Origin of the sequence: Sphingomonas sp. TREG-RG-20F-R18-01 (assembly GCF_022662475.1) — a bacterium.
Taxonomy (GTDB): domain Bacteria; phylum Pseudomonadota; class Alphaproteobacteria; order Sphingomonadales; family Sphingomonadaceae; genus Sphingomonas.
The window spans coordinates 985487-1004019 of sequence record NZ_JAKNQQ010000001.1 but is presented as its reverse complement, the minus strand read 5'-3'; the positions used below and the strand labels follow the sequence as shown (position 1 = coordinate 1004019).

Annotated in this window: 21 protein-coding genes and 1 tRNA gene; 7 read left to right on the top strand and 15 right to left on the bottom strand. The window is 68.0% G+C overall.

The features are described 5' to 3' along the window. Positions 1-252: 252 nt before the first annotated feature. On the bottom strand, positions 253-819 hold the full coding sequence (locus L8K25_RS05085; RefSeq protein WP_242137789.1) for a DNA starvation/stationary phase protection protein: 567 nt from the start codon (positions 817-819) through the stop codon (positions 253-255). 170 nt (positions 820-989) lie between these two features. Here L8K25_RS05085 and L8K25_RS05080 point away from each other — a divergent pair, with 170 nt between their 5' ends. Genes L8K25_RS05080 through L8K25_RS05070 form a run of 3 tightly spaced genes read left to right on the top strand, consistent with a single transcriptional unit; the run spans position 990 to position 3707 of the window. Further along, positions 990-1667 carry a response regulator transcription factor gene (locus L8K25_RS05080; RefSeq protein WP_242137788.1) on the top strand — a complete coding sequence of 226 codons (678 nt, stop codon included), beginning with the start codon at positions 990-992 and terminating at the stop codon, positions 1665-1667. Beyond that, the gene (locus tag L8K25_RS05075; RefSeq protein ID WP_242137787.1) at positions 1654-3042 is read left to right on the top strand and encodes an ATP-binding protein; all 1389 of its coding nucleotides are present in this window, start codon (positions 1654-1656) and stop codon (positions 3040-3042) included. Before L8K25_RS05080 ends, L8K25_RS05075 begins: the two co-directional genes overlap by 14 nt. Positions 3043-3101: 59 nt before the next feature. Continuing rightward, positions 3102-3707, top strand: coding sequence for an alpha-ketoglutarate-dependent dioxygenase AlkB (locus tag L8K25_RS05070; protein WP_242137786.1), 606 nt, complete (start codon positions 3102-3104; stop codon positions 3705-3707). 314 nt (positions 3708-4021) lie between these two features. Here the strand turns inward: L8K25_RS05070 and L8K25_RS05065 are convergent, their stop codons facing one another. The 13 genes from L8K25_RS05065 to L8K25_RS05005 all read right to left on the bottom strand — a co-directional run bounded on the left by L8K25_RS05065 (position 4022) and on the right by L8K25_RS05005 (position 15415). After that, positions 4022-5092 carry a glycosyltransferase family A protein gene (locus tag L8K25_RS05065; protein ID WP_242137785.1) on the bottom strand — a complete coding sequence of 357 codons (1071 nt, stop codon included), beginning with the start codon at positions 5090-5092 and terminating at the stop codon, positions 4022-4024. Continuing rightward, a complete protein-coding gene (locus L8K25_RS05060) occupies positions 5089-7563 on the bottom strand; it encodes a DegT/DnrJ/EryC1/StrS family aminotransferase (protein ID WP_242137784.1) in 2475 nt (824 codons plus the stop codon). The genes L8K25_RS05065 and L8K25_RS05060 overlap by 4 nt, the downstream gene beginning before the upstream one ends. Positions 7564-7642: 79 nt before the next feature. Next, positions 7643-8404, bottom strand: a complete 762-nt coding sequence (locus tag L8K25_RS05055) for an SDR family NAD(P)-dependent oxidoreductase (RefSeq protein ID WP_242137783.1) — start codon at positions 8402-8404, stop codon at positions 7643-7645. A 524-nt stretch (positions 8405-8928) separates the two neighbouring features. Beyond that, positions 8929-9969, bottom strand: a complete 1041-nt coding sequence (locus L8K25_RS05050) for a hypothetical protein (RefSeq protein ID WP_242137782.1) — start codon at positions 9967-9969, stop codon at positions 8929-8931. Positions 9970-10219: 250 nt separating this feature from the next. Further along, positions 10220-10295, bottom strand: a tRNA-Phe gene (locus tag L8K25_RS05045). Between the two features lie 40 nt (positions 10296-10335). Next, a complete protein-coding gene (yacG, locus tag L8K25_RS05040; RefSeq protein ID WP_242137781.1) occupies positions 10336-10521 on the bottom strand; it encodes a DNA gyrase inhibitor YacG in 186 nt (61 codons plus the stop codon). Continuing rightward, complete coding sequence (locus tag L8K25_RS05035; protein ID WP_242137780.1) at positions 10521-11489, bottom strand: ribonuclease; 969 nt, start codon at positions 11487-11489, stop codon at positions 10521-10523. The genes yacG and L8K25_RS05035 overlap by 1 nt, the downstream gene beginning before the upstream one ends. Further along, positions 11482-12051, bottom strand: a complete 570-nt coding sequence (locus tag L8K25_RS05030) for a Maf family protein (RefSeq protein WP_242137779.1) — start codon at positions 12049-12051, stop codon at positions 11482-11484. The genes L8K25_RS05035 and L8K25_RS05030 overlap by 8 nt, the downstream gene beginning before the upstream one ends. 60 nt (positions 12052-12111) lie before the next feature. Next, positions 12112-12330, bottom strand: a complete 219-nt coding sequence (infA, locus tag L8K25_RS05025; protein ID WP_010162480.1) for a translation initiation factor IF-1 — start codon at positions 12328-12330, stop codon at positions 12112-12114. A 321-nt stretch (positions 12331-12651) separates the two neighbouring features. Beyond that, positions 12652-13074, bottom strand: coding sequence for a methylmalonyl-CoA epimerase (gene mce, locus L8K25_RS05020; RefSeq protein WP_242137778.1), 423 nt, complete (start codon positions 13072-13074; stop codon positions 12652-12654). A 3-nt stretch (positions 13075-13077) separates the two neighbouring features. Next, positions 13078-13608: a hypothetical protein gene (locus tag L8K25_RS05015; RefSeq protein ID WP_242137777.1), complete on the bottom strand. Its 531-nt coding sequence runs from the start codon at positions 13606-13608 to the stop codon at positions 13078-13080. Next, positions 13609-14619, bottom strand: coding sequence for a cobaltochelatase subunit CobS (gene cobS / locus L8K25_RS05010; protein WP_131526712.1), 1011 nt, complete (start codon positions 14617-14619; stop codon positions 13609-13611). It abuts the gene before it with no gap. A 64-nt stretch (positions 14620-14683) separates the two neighbouring features. Continuing rightward, a complete protein-coding gene (locus L8K25_RS05005) occupies positions 14684-15415 on the bottom strand; it encodes a helix-turn-helix domain-containing protein (protein WP_242137776.1) in 732 nt (243 codons plus the stop codon). Positions 15416-15430: 15 nt separating this feature from the next. Here L8K25_RS05005 and L8K25_RS05000 point away from each other — a divergent pair, with 15 nt between their 5' ends. From L8K25_RS05000 to L8K25_RS04985, 4 genes are read left to right on the top strand one after another with little or no spacing between them, the layout of a single operon-like run. After that, on the top strand, positions 15431-15862 hold the full coding sequence (locus L8K25_RS05000; RefSeq protein WP_242137775.1) for a VOC family protein: 432 nt from the start codon (positions 15431-15433) through the stop codon (positions 15860-15862). Positions 15863-15889: 27 nt separating this feature from the next. Next, the gene (locus L8K25_RS04995) at positions 15890-16549 is read left to right on the top strand and encodes a glutathione S-transferase family protein (protein WP_242137774.1); all 660 of its coding nucleotides are present in this window, start codon (positions 15890-15892) and stop codon (positions 16547-16549) included. Then, on the top strand, positions 16546-16902 hold the full coding sequence (locus L8K25_RS04990) for a DUF1428 domain-containing protein (protein WP_242137773.1): 357 nt from the start codon (positions 16546-16548) through the stop codon (positions 16900-16902). The genes L8K25_RS04995 and L8K25_RS04990 overlap by 4 nt, the downstream gene beginning before the upstream one ends. A 43-nt stretch (positions 16903-16945) precedes the next feature. Next, the gene (locus L8K25_RS04985) at positions 16946-17710 is read left to right on the top strand and encodes a VOC family protein (RefSeq protein WP_242137772.1); all 765 of its coding nucleotides are present in this window, start codon (positions 16946-16948) and stop codon (positions 17708-17710) included. 196 nt (positions 17711-17906) lie between these two features. Here the strand turns inward: L8K25_RS04985 and L8K25_RS04980 are convergent, their stop codons facing one another. After that, complete coding sequence (locus tag L8K25_RS04980; protein ID WP_242137771.1) at positions 17907-18515, bottom strand: J domain-containing protein; 609 nt, start codon at positions 18513-18515, stop codon at positions 17907-17909. Positions 18516-18533 lie beyond the last annotated feature (18 nt).

The following is an 18533-nucleotide window of genomic DNA, read 5'->3' as shown; positions in this document are numbered from 1 at the left end:
GTTAGTTGCCCGGGGGAGGCGGTGCGATCGAGTCCTGTATCCCCGGCTGCGTCTGGCTAGCATGGAGGCCCCGGCCTGCGCCGGGGTGACGGGCGGGGGGAGAGCGACTTTCTCGGCGATCTCGCGGGGGCGGGGATCCACTTCGGCTGGCGGACCGAACGAGACCCGACCGTTGCGATTATGGAAACTCGTCCCCGCGAGAATGACGCACGGGCGCGGCAGGCCGCTCAAACCGCGACCCGCCGCCGTCGATTACAGCTGATGCGCGCGCAGCATCCACAGCTGCTTGTCGATGTCATGCGCCACTTCCTGCAGCATGTTCGACGTCACCGGATCAGTCTCTTCGGTCGCCTTGATGCGGGCGTAGATCCGGTCGTTCTCGGTCTTGAACGCGACCGTCAGCATCTTGAGCCCTTCGGCGTCCTTGGTCTCGGCGAACGGCAGTTCGGGCAACTGCGCATTCGCCGCGACTGCCGACGGACGGCCGTCGACCGGCACGCCAAGGGCCCGGTTCCGCTCGGCGACCGTGTCGATATAGCCGGCCACCGTCTTGTAGAACTCACCGAGCATCTCATGCGTCGAATAGAAGGTCGGGCCGGTGACGTTCCAGTGCAACTGCTGGATGTTCTGCTGCAGCCCGATCAGCTCGTACAACGTCGCCTGGAGCGCCTGGGCGGTCGGGCGCGCCTTGTCGGCGGTCAGCGGCACCTGCCGCGGGGCCTGCGCCGAACGGTAGATCGACAGGTCCTGCGCCGACGCCGGCGCCTGCGTTACGATCGTGGCGAGCAGGATTGCTGCGCTCGTTTGAAGAAGCTTCATACTCGGTCCTCATACTCTGGGAAGACCCCATGAACCGGGGCAAGCCCCTCACAGTTCCGGCCGGATCGGGTTAAATCATCGCAACAAAATGAACGCCAATTCACAGTCCCGCGCCGCACCCGCTGTGCTACGCGACGCGTTAGGCAGCGATCGACCGGGGACGCAGGCGCGTGGCGACAATATTGCTGATCGAGGATGACGACGGTACCGCGCAGGAGATCCTGCTCGGGCTGACGCGCGCGGGCTATGTTGCGGTGCGCGAGGCGACCGGCGAAGGCGGGCTTGCCGCGATCCGCGCGAATGGCAACGATCTGGTGATCGTCGACCGGCAATTGCCGGACAGCGAGGGGCTCGACCTGATCGCGACGATGCGCAGCGAGGGGATCCGCACGCCCGCGCTGGTGCTCAGCGCGATGGGAAGCCTCGACGATCGGGTGCGCGGCCTGCGCGCGGGCGGCGACGATTATCTGCCCAAGCCGTTCGCGCTGATCGAATTGCTCGCGCGGATCGAGGCATTGCTGCGCCGCCCGGTCGAGGGGCGCGAGACGCGGCTGTTCGCGGGGCCGATCGACATCGACCTGCTCGGCGGCAGCGCGATGCGCAACGGGCGCGACCTCGAGCTGTTGCCGCGCGAACTGCTGCTGCTCGAATATCTCGTGCGCCGGCCCGGCCGGGTCGTCACGCGGATGATGCTGTTGCAGGACGTCTGGGGCTATAATTTCGACCCGCGCAGCAACGTCGTCGACGTCCACATGAGCCGCCTCCGCCGGAAGGTCGATGGCGAGGGCGACGTGCCGCTGATACGCAACGTGCGCGGGGAAGGGTATCGCTTCGATGCCCCTGCGTGAGGTGATGGCACGGGTGATCGGTCGCGGCGCCTTGGTTCGGTGGGGCGTCGCGATCGCGATGTTGCTCGCGGTCCAGTCGCTGGTGATGGCGGCGCTGTTCTGGGTGTCGGCGCGCGAGGGGCATCGCGGCGAGCTGGACGAGGCGCTTCGACACGATTGCACCGCTTTCGCCGCGCTCGCGCCGGGCGCGCGGCCGATGGAACTGCATCGCCAGCTCGAGCTCGACATCCACCGCGACCGGTTCCTTGCGATCGCAACCGAGCGCGGCCGCGTGTTGTACGGCAATGTCGCGGTTCTGCCTGCCGATATTTCGGTCGGCGGGATCGGCACCGCCACTGTTACCCCCACCGCCTTGCCGGGCAAGTCGACCGATGTCGCGCGCGCGCGGCTGTGCCGGCTGCCGGGCGCGCAATTGCTGTTCTCGGGGATCGATCTCGACGACAGCGAGCAGGCGCAGCGGATCGTCGAGCGGACGTTGCTGTTCGCGCTGGTGCCGGGGCTGTTGCTTGCGATGCTGGGCGGCTGGTTCGCCGCGCGGCGCGCCGGACGCCAGATCGACGCGGTCCGCCGGCTCGCCGAACAGATCAGCCGCGGCGAACTCACCAAGCGCCTGCCGGTCGGCGAGCATCCGGACAGTTTCGGGCAATTGTGCGCGCACATCAACACGATGCTGGATCGGACCGAGACATTGGTAGGCGAGGTCCGCGGGATCGGCGACGATATCGCGCACCAGCTCCGCACCCCGCTCACCCGGCTGCGCGCGCGGGTCGAGCGCGAGATGGACGACGCCGAGACGCGCGAGGACTTTGCCCGCGCGGGCGCGGCGACGCTGGCGGACGTCGACCAGGCGCTGGCGATCGTCGCCGCGCTGCTGCGCATCCACGAGATCGAACACCGCGCCAAATGCGCCGGGTTCGCGACAGTCGATCTGGCCGCGCTGGTACGCGATGTCGGGGAGCTCTACGCCCCGGTCGCCGAGGACAGCGGACGAACCCTCGCGATCGAGATCGAGGGGGCCGCCACGGTCGCAGCGGACCGCGATCTGCTGGGCGAGACCCTGTCCAACCTGATCGACAATGCGGTCAAGTTCGGTCCGCCGGGCGGCCGCGTAACGCTGTCGCTGCGTACCGGCGCGGACGGGGCCTGGATCACGGTGGCGGACGCCGGGCCGGGCATCGCCCAAGCCGACCGCGAGCGGGTGTTCCAGCGCTTCTTCCGTGCGCGGGGCTTGCAGAACGTGCCGGGCACGGGACTGGGGCTCAGCCTGGTCCGCGCGATCGCCGACCTCCACGGGTTCACGCTGGCGATCGCGGAGCAGGGCAGCGCGATCACCATCGCGATCCCGCATGTTCGATCGGGCGCGGCGCACGACTGATCCGGGCAGCCTGGGGCGGGCGGGTTTGGTGTGCGGCGTCGCGTCCTTATATCGGGCGCATGGCTTCGTCTCAGATTGATCTGTTCGCGACGCCGCTGCTGCCCGGGCTGGCGGCGGCGGAGCGGTTCCTTGCCGCTGCGGAGGAGGCGGCGCTGATTGCGCTGGTCGATTCCGCGCCGCTTGCTCCGTTTCGCTTCCAGCAATGGCTGGGCAAGCGGCTGACCGCGTCGTTCGGCTGGCACTATGATTTCGAGCGTGGGACTTTCGCCGCGGCCGAGCCGATGCCGGACGCGCTGTTGCCGATCCGCGCGCGGGCGGCGGCTTTTGCAGGGTTGGAAGCGGATGCGCTCGTCCAGGCGCTGGTGATCCGCTACGATCCGGGCGCGGGGATCGGCTGGCATCGCGACCGCCCGATGTTCGACCATGTGGTCGGCCTGTCGCTCGGCGCGCCGGCGGCGATGCGGTTCCGGCGGCGGACCGGGGAACGCGACGGCCGGATCCAATATCGCCGCGAGACCCAACCGCTGGAGCCGCGTTCGATCTACCATCTCTCGGGCGAGGCACGCTGGGATTGGGAGCATAGCATCGCCCCAATTGAAGAAACGCGCTGGTCGGTGACGTTCCGTAGCCTTTCCGCGCGCGAGCGGGACGAGCGTGCGGGCTGACCAGCCGTCACCTCGGCGCAGCCAGGGGCCGCCGGGGGTGTGGCATCCGGTCTGTCCGTCGGCTGCTGTTGCATGGCGACCCCCGCGTACGCGCGACCGCTGCGAAAGTCGCTCGATCCCGCATCCGTCACCCCGGCGAAGGCCGGGGCCGTGTGGTTATCCGGGCGCGGCGAGACGGCTGCTTGCGGTATCACCGGTTTTGCCCCCTTGCATGGCGGCCGCAGCCTGCGCCGGGGTGACGGGAAGGAGCAACAGTGCGACTTTCGCAGAGGCCATGCCTACGCCGGGGTGACGGCGCTTCACCCAACCGAGCCCTACCGCGCCGCCGATCGCGCCGCGCGCCGGCGCTGCACCGAGCGGACCGTTCCCACCAGTCGGGACAGCACCAGCTCCTCGATCCCGGCATAGCCCAGCCCGAGATGGTTCGGTCGCACCCCGGTCGCGTCGCCCAGCCGCAACCCCCCGGTGCGCAGCCCCGCGCGCCCGATCCGTGCCCAGCGGCGCGCGGTTTCCCAGCGGATCAGCTTGCTGCTCGCCTTGTCCGGGCGGTGCGTGGCGAGGAAGTCCTCCTGCAATCGCACCAGCGCATCGCCGATCCGCTCAAGCGTCGCGCGATCACCGACCGGTTCCTGCCCCATCACATGCCGCACGATCAGCCCCGCGACCGCCGCCGCCGTCTCGCCGAACAGGGGCGCATAGACCTCCGCCAGCACCCGCGTGGCACTGTCGCGCATCGCCAGCACCTGCCGCTGCGATGCACCGTCGCCATGCCGCCGGTAGGTCAGCAATTCGGCATCGAGCCGTGCGACCCCGCCGATCGCGGCGATCCGGTGGTACAGGTCGAAGTCCTCGGCATATTGCAGCGCCGGGCGATTGAACGGATCGAGCTGCCGTGCCGCGGTGGTGCGGATCATCACCGACGACCACACCAGCGGGTTCTCGATCCGCATCAGCCACTGGATCAGCAGCGGGGTCGAGACCGGCGCTAGCGCGGACGGCAGGATCGCGCCATCCTGCAGCACGTTGGTCGCGGTGCCGACCAGCGCCATGCCGGGATGTGCATCGAGATAGGCGACCTGCCGCGCGAAGCGTTCGGGATGGCACAGGTCGTCCTGGTCGAGCGCGGCGATGCAGCGCCCGCGTGCCAGCGCCAGCGCGGCGTTGCGGGTCAGCACGACGCCGCGGTTCTGCTCGGCGCGGATCAGGCGGATCCGCGGGTCGTCGATCGCCGCGACCACCGCGGCGGTGTCGTCGCGCGAACAATCGTCGATCACGATCGCCTCGAACGCGCCGAGCGTTTGCGCCTGCAGCGACGCGATCGTCTCCCCGATCAGCGCGGCGCCATTGTAGGTCGGGATGAGGACGCTGACGACGGGATCAATCATGCGACCGCCCGCTGCGCTTCGCCCAGCACCTGATCGACGATCATCGCGCCGACATCGTTCTGCCATTGCCATAGGCCATTGGCCTGGCCCGAGAAACTCGCCTCGCCGCCGAGGTGCCCCCATGGCACGAACCCCGCGGCGAGCCCGATCCCGTACAGCCCGGGGATCGCATCGCCGGCTGCGTCGACGATCCGGCAATGCCGGTCGACCATCGCCCGCCCGTCCTGTGCGGCGAGCGTGATCGCGCTGCCGTCGGCCGCGCGCAGGTCATGTGCGCGCGGACGATAGCCGAGCGCCGCGATCACCAGGTCGGCCTCGGAAAGCGCGGTACGCGCTACCGCATCGTTCTCGGCCGAGACGCGGTGCGCGAATACCCGCGGGTCGGGGGTGCGCCCGTCGACGCGGAGCATCCGCAGCACGAGGTCGCGCGCCTCGAGCCGGAACCCCGCCAGGCGATAGACGAACCCGCTGACCGGACAGATGTCGTCCGGGCCGAAATCGGTAAAGCCCTCGGCATGCGCCGCCTCGGGCGTGGGGTAGAAGGGCCGGAGCGGGCGGCGGTGGAACAGGGTGATCGCGTTCGCCCCGAACGGGATCGCGCTGGTCTTGAGCAGCAGCACGATCGTCGCGAGCGCGCTGGTCGAGCCGCCGATCACCACGATCTTCGGATCGCGCTTGCGCGTGAGCAGGTCGATGATCCGCGCCGGGCCGCCGAGCGCCAGCGCCTCGTCCGACTGGATCAGCCGGTCGCCGACGTCGCTGACGAGCGACACGCCGCCGACCCGCTGCGCCGCGAGCCGATCGAGCGGCTGATGCCCGCCGGTCGCGACGACCAGCGCGCGCGACAGCTGGTCGAACTCCTGCCCGTCGGCGAGCCGCCGCAGCCGGCTCGACCACAGGCCGCCGGAGGTCCGGGTCGAGCGCAACACCTCATGTCCGGTCAGCACGGTCCCGCCGTGCTGACCGATCAGGCCGTGCAGCCGCTCGCCCGTGGCGCGGACGAACGGTCCCGCCTCGATCAGCGGCACGCCAAGCGCCCCGATATGCTGCCCGACCACGCGGCCGGTCGGGTGATCGACCAGCGCTGCGATCTCGGGGTGCGGATTGTCCTTTACCGCGCTCAGGAAGGTCTCGGCCGTACTGTCCGACGTGATTGCATAGCGCCCGATCCGCCCCTCGCCGAGGGCGCCCCCGCGTTCGACGACGACCAGCCCCGAAGCCGCGAGATCGGGCAGGCGTCCGCGCTTGCTGGCGGCGGTGAGCAAGGCGGTGCCGGCCGGCCCGCCGCCCACGATCAGCACCGACGCGACCGCCTGGCCACGCGGGCGCGCCGGCACGCGTTCTTCGGCGGCGAGGATGCGGTTGACGCGCTCGGCGATCACCGCGACGTCCTCGACCGTCATTGCATCGGTGACGGGAAGCGACAGCGAGCGCGCCGCGATCGCATCGGCGTGCGGCGTCGGCAGGATCGTGGCGCAGCGCTGGAACAGCGGTTGTTCGCCGAGATGCGGGCTGAAATAGCGGCCCACGCCAACACCCGCCGCCTCGATCGCCGCGCTGATCGCATCACGCCGCCCCGCGAGATGCTCGGGTAGCAAAACCGGCATGAACTGGCTCGCGCGGCGGCGGCCTTCGCCCTGCTGGAACGTGACGCCCCGTAACTGTGCGCGATACGCTTCTTCCAGTGCCGCGCGATGATCGCACACGGCATCGATCTCGGCGAGCTTGGCGCGTGCCATCACCGCGATCACCTCGGGCAGCTTGGCGTTGATCCCTGGGAGCGTCGCGCTGCGCCCGGTCTCGAACCCGAAATTGGTCATCGCGCGCAACCGGTCGATCAGCCGCGCGTCGCCCGCATGGATCAGCCCGCCCTCGGCGACCGCGAAGGTCTTGGTCGCATGCATCGAATAGACGACCGCGAAGGGGGCACCGCTGCCGAACCCCGCGCCGCTGTCGTCGATCGTGCCGAGCGAGGCCGCGGCATCGATCACCACGCCGACCCCGGTCTGCCGCTGCAACCAGGCATAGCGGTCGAGGTCGATCGCGGTGCCATAGGTGGCATACGGCAGCATCACCGCGATCCGGTCGCCATAATCGGCGAGCAACCGTTCCTCCTCGGCCGCGCTGGCGGTCCAGTCGGACGGGTCGATGTCGCAGATCAGCGGGGTCAGCCCCGCCCACAGCGCCGCCTGCGCGGTCGCCGCGAAGGTCAGCGCGGGCATCAGCGCGTAGCGCGTGCCGGGCTTGTCGCCCGCCGCCTCGCGCAGCGCGATCATCAGGCCCAGCGTCGCATTGGCAACCGCGAGGCACGCGCCCCGCCCCCCGAACATGCGTTCGGTCGCCTCCGCCTCGAACGCGCAGACTTCGGGGCCGTGGTTGCTGTAAATGCCCGAGGCTTCGACCCGGCGGAGCGCGGCGACCCGCTCGCTCAGCCTCGGGGGATTGGGGGCAATCAGGGGGTAGCGCTGCATCGAATGGGGCCGCCTGGCTCGGGAATGGTCCCGCGCCTTGTGCCCCACCGCCCCCTAAAAAGGCGTTACGCCCGCGATATCATCCCTCGCGCGCGACCGCGAAGCCGGCGAACGACTGGTTGACCGGCATCAGTTCCAGTGTGTTGATGTTGAGGTGCTTCGGCTGTTCGGCGACCCATAGCATGGTCGCCGCAATGTCCTCGGCGGTCATCGGGTTGACGCCGCCGTACAGCTTGTCCGACGCGGCCTTGTCGCCGCCGGTGCGGATCGTAGTGAATTCGGTCTCGACCATGCCGGGCTCGATCGAGGTGACGCGCACGCCCTTGCCGTGCAGGTCCGAGCGCAGCCCGAGGCTGAACTGGCGCACGAACGCCTTGGTCCCGCCATATACGTTGCCGCCCGCATAGGGGTAGGTCGCCGCGACCGATGACAAGTTGATGATCGCCCCCTTGCGCGCGACGATCCCGGGGAGCAGCAGCCGCGTCACGGTAACCAGCGCAGTGACGTTGGTGTCGATCATCGTCTGCCAGTCGTCGAGCTTCGCTTCATCGGCGGGCGACGTGCCGAGCGCGAGCCCTGCGTTGTTGATCAGCAGGTCGATGTCGGCGAAGGCCGCGGGCAAGCCGGCGATCGCGCTGTCCAGTGCGGCCTTGTCGCGGATGTCGAACGTCAGCGTGTGCACGTTGTCCGCGCCCAGCGATTCGCGCAGCTTGGCGAGCCGGTCCGCGCGACGGCCGGTGGTGACGACGCGCCAGCCGGCGGCGACGAACGCGTGAACGGCGGCCGCGCCGATTCCGGCAGTGCCGCCGGTGATGAAGGCAGTGCGCTTGGTCTGGGTCATGCGTGTTGGATCCATCGAGATTTGGAGGGGGGCAGCCGGGTCGCGATGGACCCGAGCACCTTGTTCGCGGCCATCGTCAATACTGCCCTTGGGCACGGTCTCATCGGAATGCTTCCGTCGAACGGTTGTTCCAGCAGCCGGCAAGGATGCGGGTCGGCAGGAGCATAGGTCCGGTGACGGGCAATGCGCCATCGCAAACCGGACAGTCCAGGACTTTGCCCGGAGAGGTTCCGAGCTCCACGACCCCGGTGCTGCGGTTCCGGACGACGGCATTCGCACCGTCAGGAGCGTCCAACGCCCGCAAGGCTCGTCTCGTCGCCGCTTCGTCTTCATACCGCCAGGACCAAAGCACGTTCATGCAAAGCGCAGAGTCACGTCGACATTCTTCCAAGGCGAGGCAAGATGCGGCGGAGCGGGTCTATTTCTGCTATACTGCGGGTTTCCCGAGGGCGCGGACGAATTCGCCGGGCGGCGCGCACAGGCGCCGTGCGGATCCGCTGCGCAGTCGCTCGCGGTCGGCGGCGCTAGCGGTCCTCGGCCCCCTTGGTGATGATCAGACCGAAGGAGGTCGAGATGAAGCCATCGATCGCGAGCTTCAGGTGCAGCGGCGCTCCCAGGCGGGTACGGTCTTCCGCGGACATGTCGTGCAACCACGGCGGCAGGTCGATGAACGTATCCATCGCGCCGGTCCCATAGTCGAAATCCAGGCGGGAAACGACATGGCCCTGCGCCGCCATTCTGGCGGCGAACGCTTCGATATGGTTGCGTTGAAACAGAACCGTGATCCAATTGTCCAGCGTCGGCCCGTCGTTCTCGACGTTGAGTTCGAACGTATGGACGGCAAGGCCCCCGGGGCGCAGGGTGGCCAGCGACCGTTCGATGAAGCGGAACCCGCGTTCGATGCTGCCCAGGTGTTCCAGCGCGCAGATCGACCAGCAGAAGTCATAGTCGCGAAACGTGTCGGGCACGGCGTTCATGTCGATGGTATCGGTGACCACAAATCGATCGAACGTGTCCCGATCGACGAGGTGCGAAAGGAAGGGGCTCGAGGCCGATCCGAGATGCTGGTCGCTGTCGATCCAGCCGGCTGCATGCGCGCTCTCGGTCGAGGTGTCGGTGGCGGTTACCAGGACGGCGCGCGAAGCGAGGTAGCTCGGAATGGGTTCCGCCCCGCAACCGAAGCCAAGGCCCCGGCGTCCGGGTTCCATCAGGCCGTGTTCGAAGATCGCCTGCAAGACATAGGCGAGTTCCCACAATTTGCGGTGATAGATCACGCTGGTCTTGAGCTCGGCGGCCCAATGCGCGGTCCAGTCGCTTTCGATGTCGTTTTGCACGGCTGCCTTGGACGCCAGCCCGACGAACTGCGCGCCGGTGCCCGATCGCGGCGGCAGCGCGGTCGCCATCCGGCGTGCCAAGTCGTAGCCAAAGGCCTTCATATTGAGTTCGATGATGCGAATGTCTTTGACGACGTCGTTGAGCGCGTTGAGGTTCGGCCGGGAATCCTTGGTGACCAGCGCGAGCAGGCGCTTCAGGATGTGGGCTTCCACTTTTTTCCGCCAGGACATCCATTCTCCCTTGGGCCGCCCCGAACGGAATTGTCCGGCAACGCCGCGCGGTGCGTGTTGTCAGGGCCCAAGGCCTAGACACTTGCAAGGGGCTGGATTGGCAGGGCGGCGGGCAACAAAACGATCGGCGTCGCTGGCCGATGATCGTCCTGTCCTACGCGAGGGCTTGGGTGGAATGGACGATATCCCGTGCTGCGGCTCGGCCTTGCAGGACGCCACATCGAACAGGGGGATCACCACCGTGAAGAAATGGTGCCCGAGGGCGGATTCGAACCACCGACACTGCGATTTTCAGTCGCATGCTCTACCAACTGAGCTACTCGGGCACACCGGGCGACCCGCCGGGGCCGTCTGGGAAGCGGCCTCTTAGTCGGCTGATTTCGTGCTGTCTAGCCCGTCTTCTTCATCTCCGGGCGGCGTTGTCACCGGAATCGCATAGCCCTCGCCCAGCCATTGCAGCAGGTCGCGGTCGCGGCAGCCCTGGCTGCAGAAGGGCGCATGCGCCGCGGACGGCGGTTTTCCGCACAGCGGGCAGGGTTTGGTGCGAGGCATCAGACGCTTTCGAAGATCGGAGTGACGCCGGTACGCTTCGCGAGCGCGGCGGTCCAGTCCGGGTGCGCGCGCAAGGCCGCGTGGACTCGCGCCGCGATTCGGTGATTCGCCGGAACGGGCGGCGGGGTGCGCTCGATTCGGCGGAGCAGCGCGCGTGCCTGTGCCGCGGCGGGATCGGCGCGGAGCAGTTCGGGAAGCGATGCGCGCGGGCGGCGGCGGATGATCTGGACGAAACCGAAGCCGTTCATCGCGGTCCGGTCGAACGGTTGCGGGAGGCCGGCGTCGATCGCGGCATCGACCGCGGCGCGCGCCGCCTTGCCGGTGAGCGTCGGGAAGTCGATGCCGATCGACCCGCCGATGTCCATCCGCACGATCGCCGCCGCGACCGCCTTTGCCGCCGCGAGCGCGAGCGGTTCGAGCGGGGGATAGCCGTCGACGTCGAACAGCGTCATCGCGGGCGTCGGGCTCATCCGCAGCGCGCCCCCGACCGGCCCGTGGAAGGGAATGTCGCCGGTCATCGCTTCCTCGAGCAGCTCGGACCAGCCCGCCGCCTCGAGCAGATCGGGTTCGTGCGGATGGAGCGTGCGGACGGGGATGCCGCTGGCGGTGATTCGCGCGAGCAGGTCCGGCCCGTCGCGCGGCGGGCCCTCGGCGGGGGCGACGCGCGGAAGCTTGGTGCGGCCTGCCTCGGGAATCGCCTCACGGACGAGTTCGACCGTCAGCGTCGCGCCTTGCGTGATGCCCTGGGGCAACGGCGTGAGCACCGCCTCGCCGCCGTCGAAGCTGACCCGGCCCTCGCGGCCCTTGACGGTGATCTCGACCAGCCTGGCGGGGAACACCGCGCCGAGCCGGGGGGTGGGGTGGGCGCCGGGGCGATCCAGTTCGATCCGCGCCTCGACGATCGCGCCGTCGACGACCAGTGCGGCGCGGGTTTCGCCGATCCCGCCCTCGTGGAGCCACTCAGTCAAGCGGTACGCCCGCCGCGAGCAGCAAGGCGCGAGTCTCGAACAGCGGCAGCCCGATCACGCCCGAATGCGACCCCGACAGGAACCGCACGAACGCCTCGGCACGTCCCTGGATCGCATAACCGCCCGCCTTGCCCAGCCCTTCGCCGCAATCGCCATAGGCCTGGATCTCGGCGGGGGAGAGCGGCTTGAACGCGACGATGGTGTCGGACAGCCGGGTGCGGAGCTTGCCGGTAGCGTCCACCACGCTGACCGCGGTAAGACAGTGGTGGCGGCGGCCGGACAGTGCGGTGAGCATCGTACGGACGGTGGCCGCGTCCTCGGCCTTGCCGAGGATCCGGCGGCCGAGCGCGATCGTCGTGTCGCCCGCGAGAATCACCTCGCCCGCGGCACGCTCCACCGCGCGCGCCTTGGCCTCGGCGATCCGCGTCACGTAGACACGAGGCGGTTCGGCCTTGTGCGGACTTTCGTCGATGTCGGGCGCGGCGATGCGGCCAGGCGTCACCCCGAGCCGCGCGAGCAGATCACGGCGGCGCGGCGAGGCGGAGGCGAGGACGAGCGTCATTACTGTGTCTTCCCGAACGGTTCCGCCTGCGGAAGCGACGCCGTCAGTTGAAGCGACCCATCACTTGAAGCGATAGGTGATCCGACCCTTGGTGAGATCATAGGGGGTCAATTCGACCAGCACTTCGTCGCCCACCAGGACGCGGATGCGGTTCTTGCGCATCTTGCCAGCGGTATGACCGAGAATTTCATGGTCGTTTTCGAGCTTTACGCGGAACATGGCGTTGGGGAGAAGCTCCACCACCTGTCCACGCATTTCGAGCAGTTCTTCCTTGGCCAAACAAACCTCTAGCGATGTTGCGGAAATATGGGAACGCGGCCCTTAGCCGAAGGTGCGCCAAAAGGAAAGCGCGGGCGGAATGGGGGGCGGGGAGGATGCTTTCGGTTCGTCATCTCCGCGGGGGAGAGACCTCTGCCAGAGTTGGGTCACGACGCGTCATTTGCTGTTTTCCCGCGCAGGCGGGAATCCAGAGACAAGCAGAACAACGGTTCACAGCTCTCGGGACTCCTGGGCTCCCGCCTTCGCGGGAGAACACCTTTGGCTTTGGAGAGGTTTCGCCCTCGCAGGAATGACAGATCAAGAGAGGGCGAATTGCCCGCCTCAGTCGTGGTCGCCCGTGGGCGTTTCCATCAGCTCGACCAGCACCCCGCCCATGTCGCGCGGGTGGATAAAAACGATCGGCGTGCCGTGTGCACCAATGCGCGGTTCGCCCAGGATCGTCGCGCCCTTCGCCGTGAGATCGGCGACCGCGGCGTGGATGTCGGGAACCTCGAAACATACGTGATGCTGCCCGCCCGCCGGGTTCTTGCGCAGGAAGCCAGCGATCGGCGAGCTGTCGTCATACGGCTCGATCAGCTCGATCTGCGTGTTGGGCGTATCGATGAAGCAGACCTTCACCCCCTGTGCGGGGAGATCGAACGGCGCGCCGATCCGTGTCGCGCCCATCAGGTCGCGGTAGATCGCAATCGACTTCTCGATCGACGGCGTCGCGATGCCGACATGGTTGAGACGGCCGAGCTGCATGGCTTATTCCTCGTCTGCGGGCGTCGGCTTGGCGGCAGGTGCGGCTACCGGCACTGCCGACCGCGCCGGGACCACCCCCAGTTCATAGCCGCACGCGCTCAGCACGCGCTTGACCGGCGCATCGGTCGCCGGGCCGGTGAAGGTCACGTCGACCGGCGTATTGTCCGGGTTGATCACCCGCACCTTGATCGCCTTGCCGTGCGCGATCTGCGCCGCGAGCGTGGTGACGATCGCATCCTGGCTGGTGAACGCGCCACTTCCGGGAAACTGCCAGTTCGACCCGAGCCAGCCATTGTCGTCGATGTTCATCGACACCGGGCGCGGCTGCGCGGCAGGGAAACCGCCGCGCGGGATGAACTGGATCGAGACGATCTTCTCGTTCGCGGCGTCGCACCGCACCACCAGCCGCGCCGCGCCGTCCTGCGACCAGACGGACGCCGAGGTTGCCGTGCTCGCCCCGTTGACCTTGGTCGTCACCGCCCACGGCACCGGAGTCGATGTGGCGGCCTGAAGGAGCAGGGCGAGCAGCAGCATTTACTTGACGCCAGCGCCGACGACGCTCTCGGGCAGGTCCTTGCCGAACACGCGCTGATAATATTCCGCGACCAGCGACCGCTCGGTCTCGTCGCACTTGTTGAGAAACGACAGGCGGAACGCGAAGCCGACATCGCCGAAGATCAGCGTGTTCTGCGCCCAGGTGATGACGGTGCGCGGGCTCATCACGGTCGAGATGTCGCCGTTCATGAAGCCGCGGCGGGTGAGATCCGCGACGCGCACCATGTTTTCGACCTCGGCCTTGCCGGTCGGCTTGTCATATTCGCCCGACTTGGCGAGCACGATCCGCGCCTCGACTGCCGCCGGCAGATAGTTGAGCGTGACGACGATGTTCCAGCGGTCCATCTGGCCCTGGTTGATCTGCTGCGTGCCATGATACAGGCCCGACGTGTCGCCAAGGCCGACCGTGTTGGCGGTCGCGAACAGGCGGAAATACGGGTTCGGGCGGATCACGCGGTTCTGGTCGAGCAGCGTCAGCTTGCCCTCGGTCTCGAGCACGCGCTGGATCACGAACATCACGTCGGGGCGGCCCGCGTCATATTCGTCGAACACGAGCGCGGTCGGGGTCTGCAGCGCCCAGGGGAGCAGGCCTTCGCGAAATTCGGTGACCTGCTGGCCATCGCGCAGCACGATCGCGTCGCGGCCGACCAGATCGATGCGGCTGATGTGCGCGTCGAGGTTGATGCGGATGCACGGCCATTTGAGGCGTGCCGCGACTTGTTCGATGTGCGTCGACTTGCCGGTGCCGTGATAGCCCTGGACCATCACGCGGCGGTTGTGCGCGAAGCCAGCACAGATCGCGAGCGTGGTCGGCGCGTCGAACACATAGGCCGGGTCGAGATCGGGAACGCGCTCGTCGGCTTCGCTGAACGCGGGGACTTCCATGTCCGAATCGATCCCGAACAGGTCGCGGACTTTCACCATACGATCGGGCGCGTCGAGGATCGTCGTCTCGCGGCTGTCGGGCTGGGTGTTGGGGAGATCGGTCATGAGGGGGGCGCTCTTACAGAAGGTCATCCCTCCCTAGACGTTTGCGGCGCGCCAAGTCGAGCCGTCAGTTGCATCCGATCTTTGGCGGAAGCTCGAAAAACGTGCAGAAACGCGTGGCCAGCGCGACGTCGCCGGTGACGTCTAGCCTGCCTTTGGCAACGACGTCCGGCAGCGGCGTGGTGCCGAACAGCGCGGGCAGGAACGCGTTGGGCTCACCCGAAAGGACGGCACCGGCGCGGTCGAGCGCGCCACGTTCGATCAGCACCATGCCGTTCACGACCCGCGCGCAATAGCCGTCGTTGCCCATGCGAAAGCCGATCGTCGCGTCGAAGCCGCGCGTACGCTCGGGCAGGAGCATCATGCGCAGCGCCAGCATCACCGAGACGGGCGAAAACGGCAGCGACGGATCATGCGCGGGGGAGCGAAGCGCCCAGCGTCCGAGCGCCATGACGATCGGTTCTGCCTCGCGGCCCCACGGCGTCAGCGCATAGGCCTGAACATGCGCGGGGCGCGGCGCGGTTTCCCGCGTCAACACCCCGGCGGCCTCCAGCGTTTGCAGCCGCTGTGTCAGGACGTTGGCGCTCACGCCCGGCAGGCCGCTCCGGATCTCGCCGAAACGGCGCGGGCCCAGCAGGAGCTCGCGCACGATCAGCAGCGCCCAGCGTTCGCCGAGAAACTCGAGCGCCAGCGCGGTCCCGCAGGCGTCGTCATACCAGCGCTCCGTGGTTATCTTTTCTAACTTCATGGTTGTTTTTGCTAACCAGTCGGAGCAGTCTTTGCAAACGACGAGTCGCAAAGGGGATAGTGCGCCGTGGCCAAGACGATCTTCATCAGCCTGCCGGTGGCCGACGTGGCGGTTTCGACGGCGTTCTACGAAGCGATCGGGTGCACCCGCGACCCGCGCATGTCGGGGGATCAGGCGGCGGCGATGACCTGGTCGGATACGATCACCTTCATGCTGGCGAGCCACCATTTTTATCGGACGCTGACGCCCAAACCGGTCGCCGATGTCGGAGCGACGAGCGCCGCCCTTTTTGCGCTGTCGTGCGAAAGCCGTGCGGCGGTCGATGCCTTCGCCGCCGCGGCCGTCGCCGCCGGCGGGCGCGAGGTGCATGGCGCGGAAGACCTAGGCTTCATGTATTCGCGCGGGGTCGAGGATCCCGACGGGCATGGCTTCGGGCCGATGTGGATGGACGAAACGGCAGCTGTCGCTGCCATGGCCGAAGGCGAGGCGGTGGCCTGAAGCACGATGGGATCGGGAGATGGCGGCATGATCCCCAGCATCACGACGTTCCGATGGGTACCACCGTTCGCGCGGGGCCATGTCCGCGACATCCGCGCGCGCTGGGCGTTCGAGGAAACCGGGGTCGCCTATCACGTCGATCTGGTGGAAAGCGCCAAGACTCCCGAACATCGTGCGTTCCAGCCGTTCGGGCAGGTTCCCACCTATCGCGACGACAGGGTCGAGCTGTTCGAATCGGGGGCGATCGTGCTCCATATCGCGCGACAGGCCCCGGGGTTGCTGCCGGCCGATCCGCCCGGGCGGGCGCGCGCCGAGCAATGGGTGATCGCCGCGCTCAATTCGGTCGAACCGTTCGTCACCGATCTGGTCACGGTCGACCTGTTCCAGGCGGACAAGCCCTGGTCTTCAACGCGGCGCCCCGCGGTGGTGGAGGCGTTGCGCGCCCGGCTCGGCGATCTTGCCACTGCGCTGGGCGACAAGACGTTTCTGGACGATGCGTTCAGCGCCGGGGACCTCATCATGGCATGCGTGCTGCGGAGCGTGCCGCGTAACGAGATCCTCGCCGCCTATCCCACGCTGCTGGCCTATCTCGACCGCTGCACCGCGCGTCCGGCCTTTCGCAAGGCGCTTGCGGATCGGCTCGCGCTGTATGCGCCGGCGGACAAGCGGGCGGAGGTGACGGCATGATCTATATCGATGGCTTGGTCATCCCGGTGAAGGCAGGAACCGACAGCGCGGGCTACGCCCGTTTCGCCGAGGCGATTGCGCCGATCTTCAAGGACCATGGCGCAACCCGGATCGTCGAGGGCTGGGCCGATGACGTGCCCGATGGCAAAGTCACCGACTTTCGCCGGGCGGTCCAGGCCGCCGACGACGAGACCGTGGTGTTGTCATGGATCGAATGGCCCGACAAGGCGACCCGCGACGCCGGAATGGCGCTGGTCCGTGAGGACCCGCGCATGGTGCCCGCCGGCGCCGCCATGCCGATCGACGGCGCGCGGATGATCTTCGGGGGCTTTCAGGCGGTACTCGACGTCTGATCGCGCCGGACAGCAGGAGGGAATGATGGCGAACGGTCATGGCATGCCAATCTGGTACGAACTGGTCAGCCCCGATCCATCCGCGTCGCGGGTCTTCTACGATGCGGTGATTGGCTGGAGCATCGAGCCGGAACCAACGGGCGCGATGGATTACCGCATGATTACGAGTGGCACCGATACTGTGGGCGGCGTGATGCGGCTGACCGACGAGATGGCCGCGGCAGGGGCGAAGCCGCGCTGGCTGTTCTACCTCAATGTCGCGGACGTCGATGCGAAGGCGGCGGAAGTGACCGCCGCCGGTGGTACGATCCTGATGGAACCGTGGACCATCCCCGACATTGGCCGAATCGCGCTCGCGAACGATCCCCAGGGCATTCCGCTGTACATCATGCAGCCCGAGCCGGTCGGCGAGAGCGGTGTGTTCGATCGGACCGGCATGGGCAAATGCAGCTGGAACGAACTCGTTACGCCGGACCAGGCATCGGCCAACGCCTTCTACGCACAGCTGTTCGGCTGGACCTATCCCGACAAGATGACGATGCCCGAGGGGCGCGGCGACTATGTCTTCGTTGACGCCGGCGGTGGCCAGATCGGCGCTACCATGCCCTGCCGGAACGGCGAGCCGGCGCCGGGCTGGAATTTCTATTTCCGCGCGCCTGATATCGACGCAGCGGCGGCGGCGGTCCGGGATGGCGGCGGGACGGTGCTGATGGGGCCGCAGGATGTCCCCGGCGGCGACCGGATCATCCTGGCGACCGATCCCCACGGGGTTACCTTCGGGGTCGTCGCACCGGGGGCGGTTGCGTAGGCGGCAAGCATCCCGATGGCCCGACACGTGACGTTGCGCTCGGGGTCTGCTGCCCGGCAGCGCCTTTCATCACCCGCCCGTCATCCTGCCGCTGTGCCGGGATCGACCGAGCCACGTGATCCACGGAAGCCTTTGGGCGCCGCGGTGCACCCCAGAACAGGCCCCGGATGACGGCGGATGGGCGAGCGCTGCGCAATCACGCGAACGCCGGTGCGCCCTTCAACTGCGTATAGGCACCGATCACCTCCTGCAGCTTCGACTCGAAGCTCCGGTCCCCGCCGTTACGATCCGGGTGATAGCGCCGCACGAGCTCGGCATAGCGTTCGCGCAGCGCGCGCCGGTCGACGTCGGTCGCGAGACCCAGCACCTTGAGCGAGCGCCGGTCCGCCTCCGATAACGGACGGCCGTCCTTGCGCTGCGCCTCCGCCGCGCGGCGGAAGCGCGCACCGATCGCGTCGAGCGGATCATGGAAGTCGGACCATTTCGGCGGCACGTCCGCGCCCGAATGCGCGAACGCGCGGGTCTCGCGTTCCCATCCGGAGAAGGGGCGTTGCTGTTGCTGGATTTCGTCCGGGCTCATGCCGGAAAAGAAGTTGTAGCGCGCGTTGAACGCACGGACATGCTCGAGGCAGAACCAGCGATACGGCCGCGGCCCTTCGAACCCGTTTGCCGGGCCCTCTTCGGGCGGCGCGCGGAATTCGCCCGGTTCGGGGCAGCCGGGGTGCGAGCACGGGCGTCCGGTCCCCTCCACGCGACCGTGGAAACGAGCATTGGGTCGGTCTTTCTTTTCGGATTCGCGCGCCACGCAGGCTCCCTGAGGATG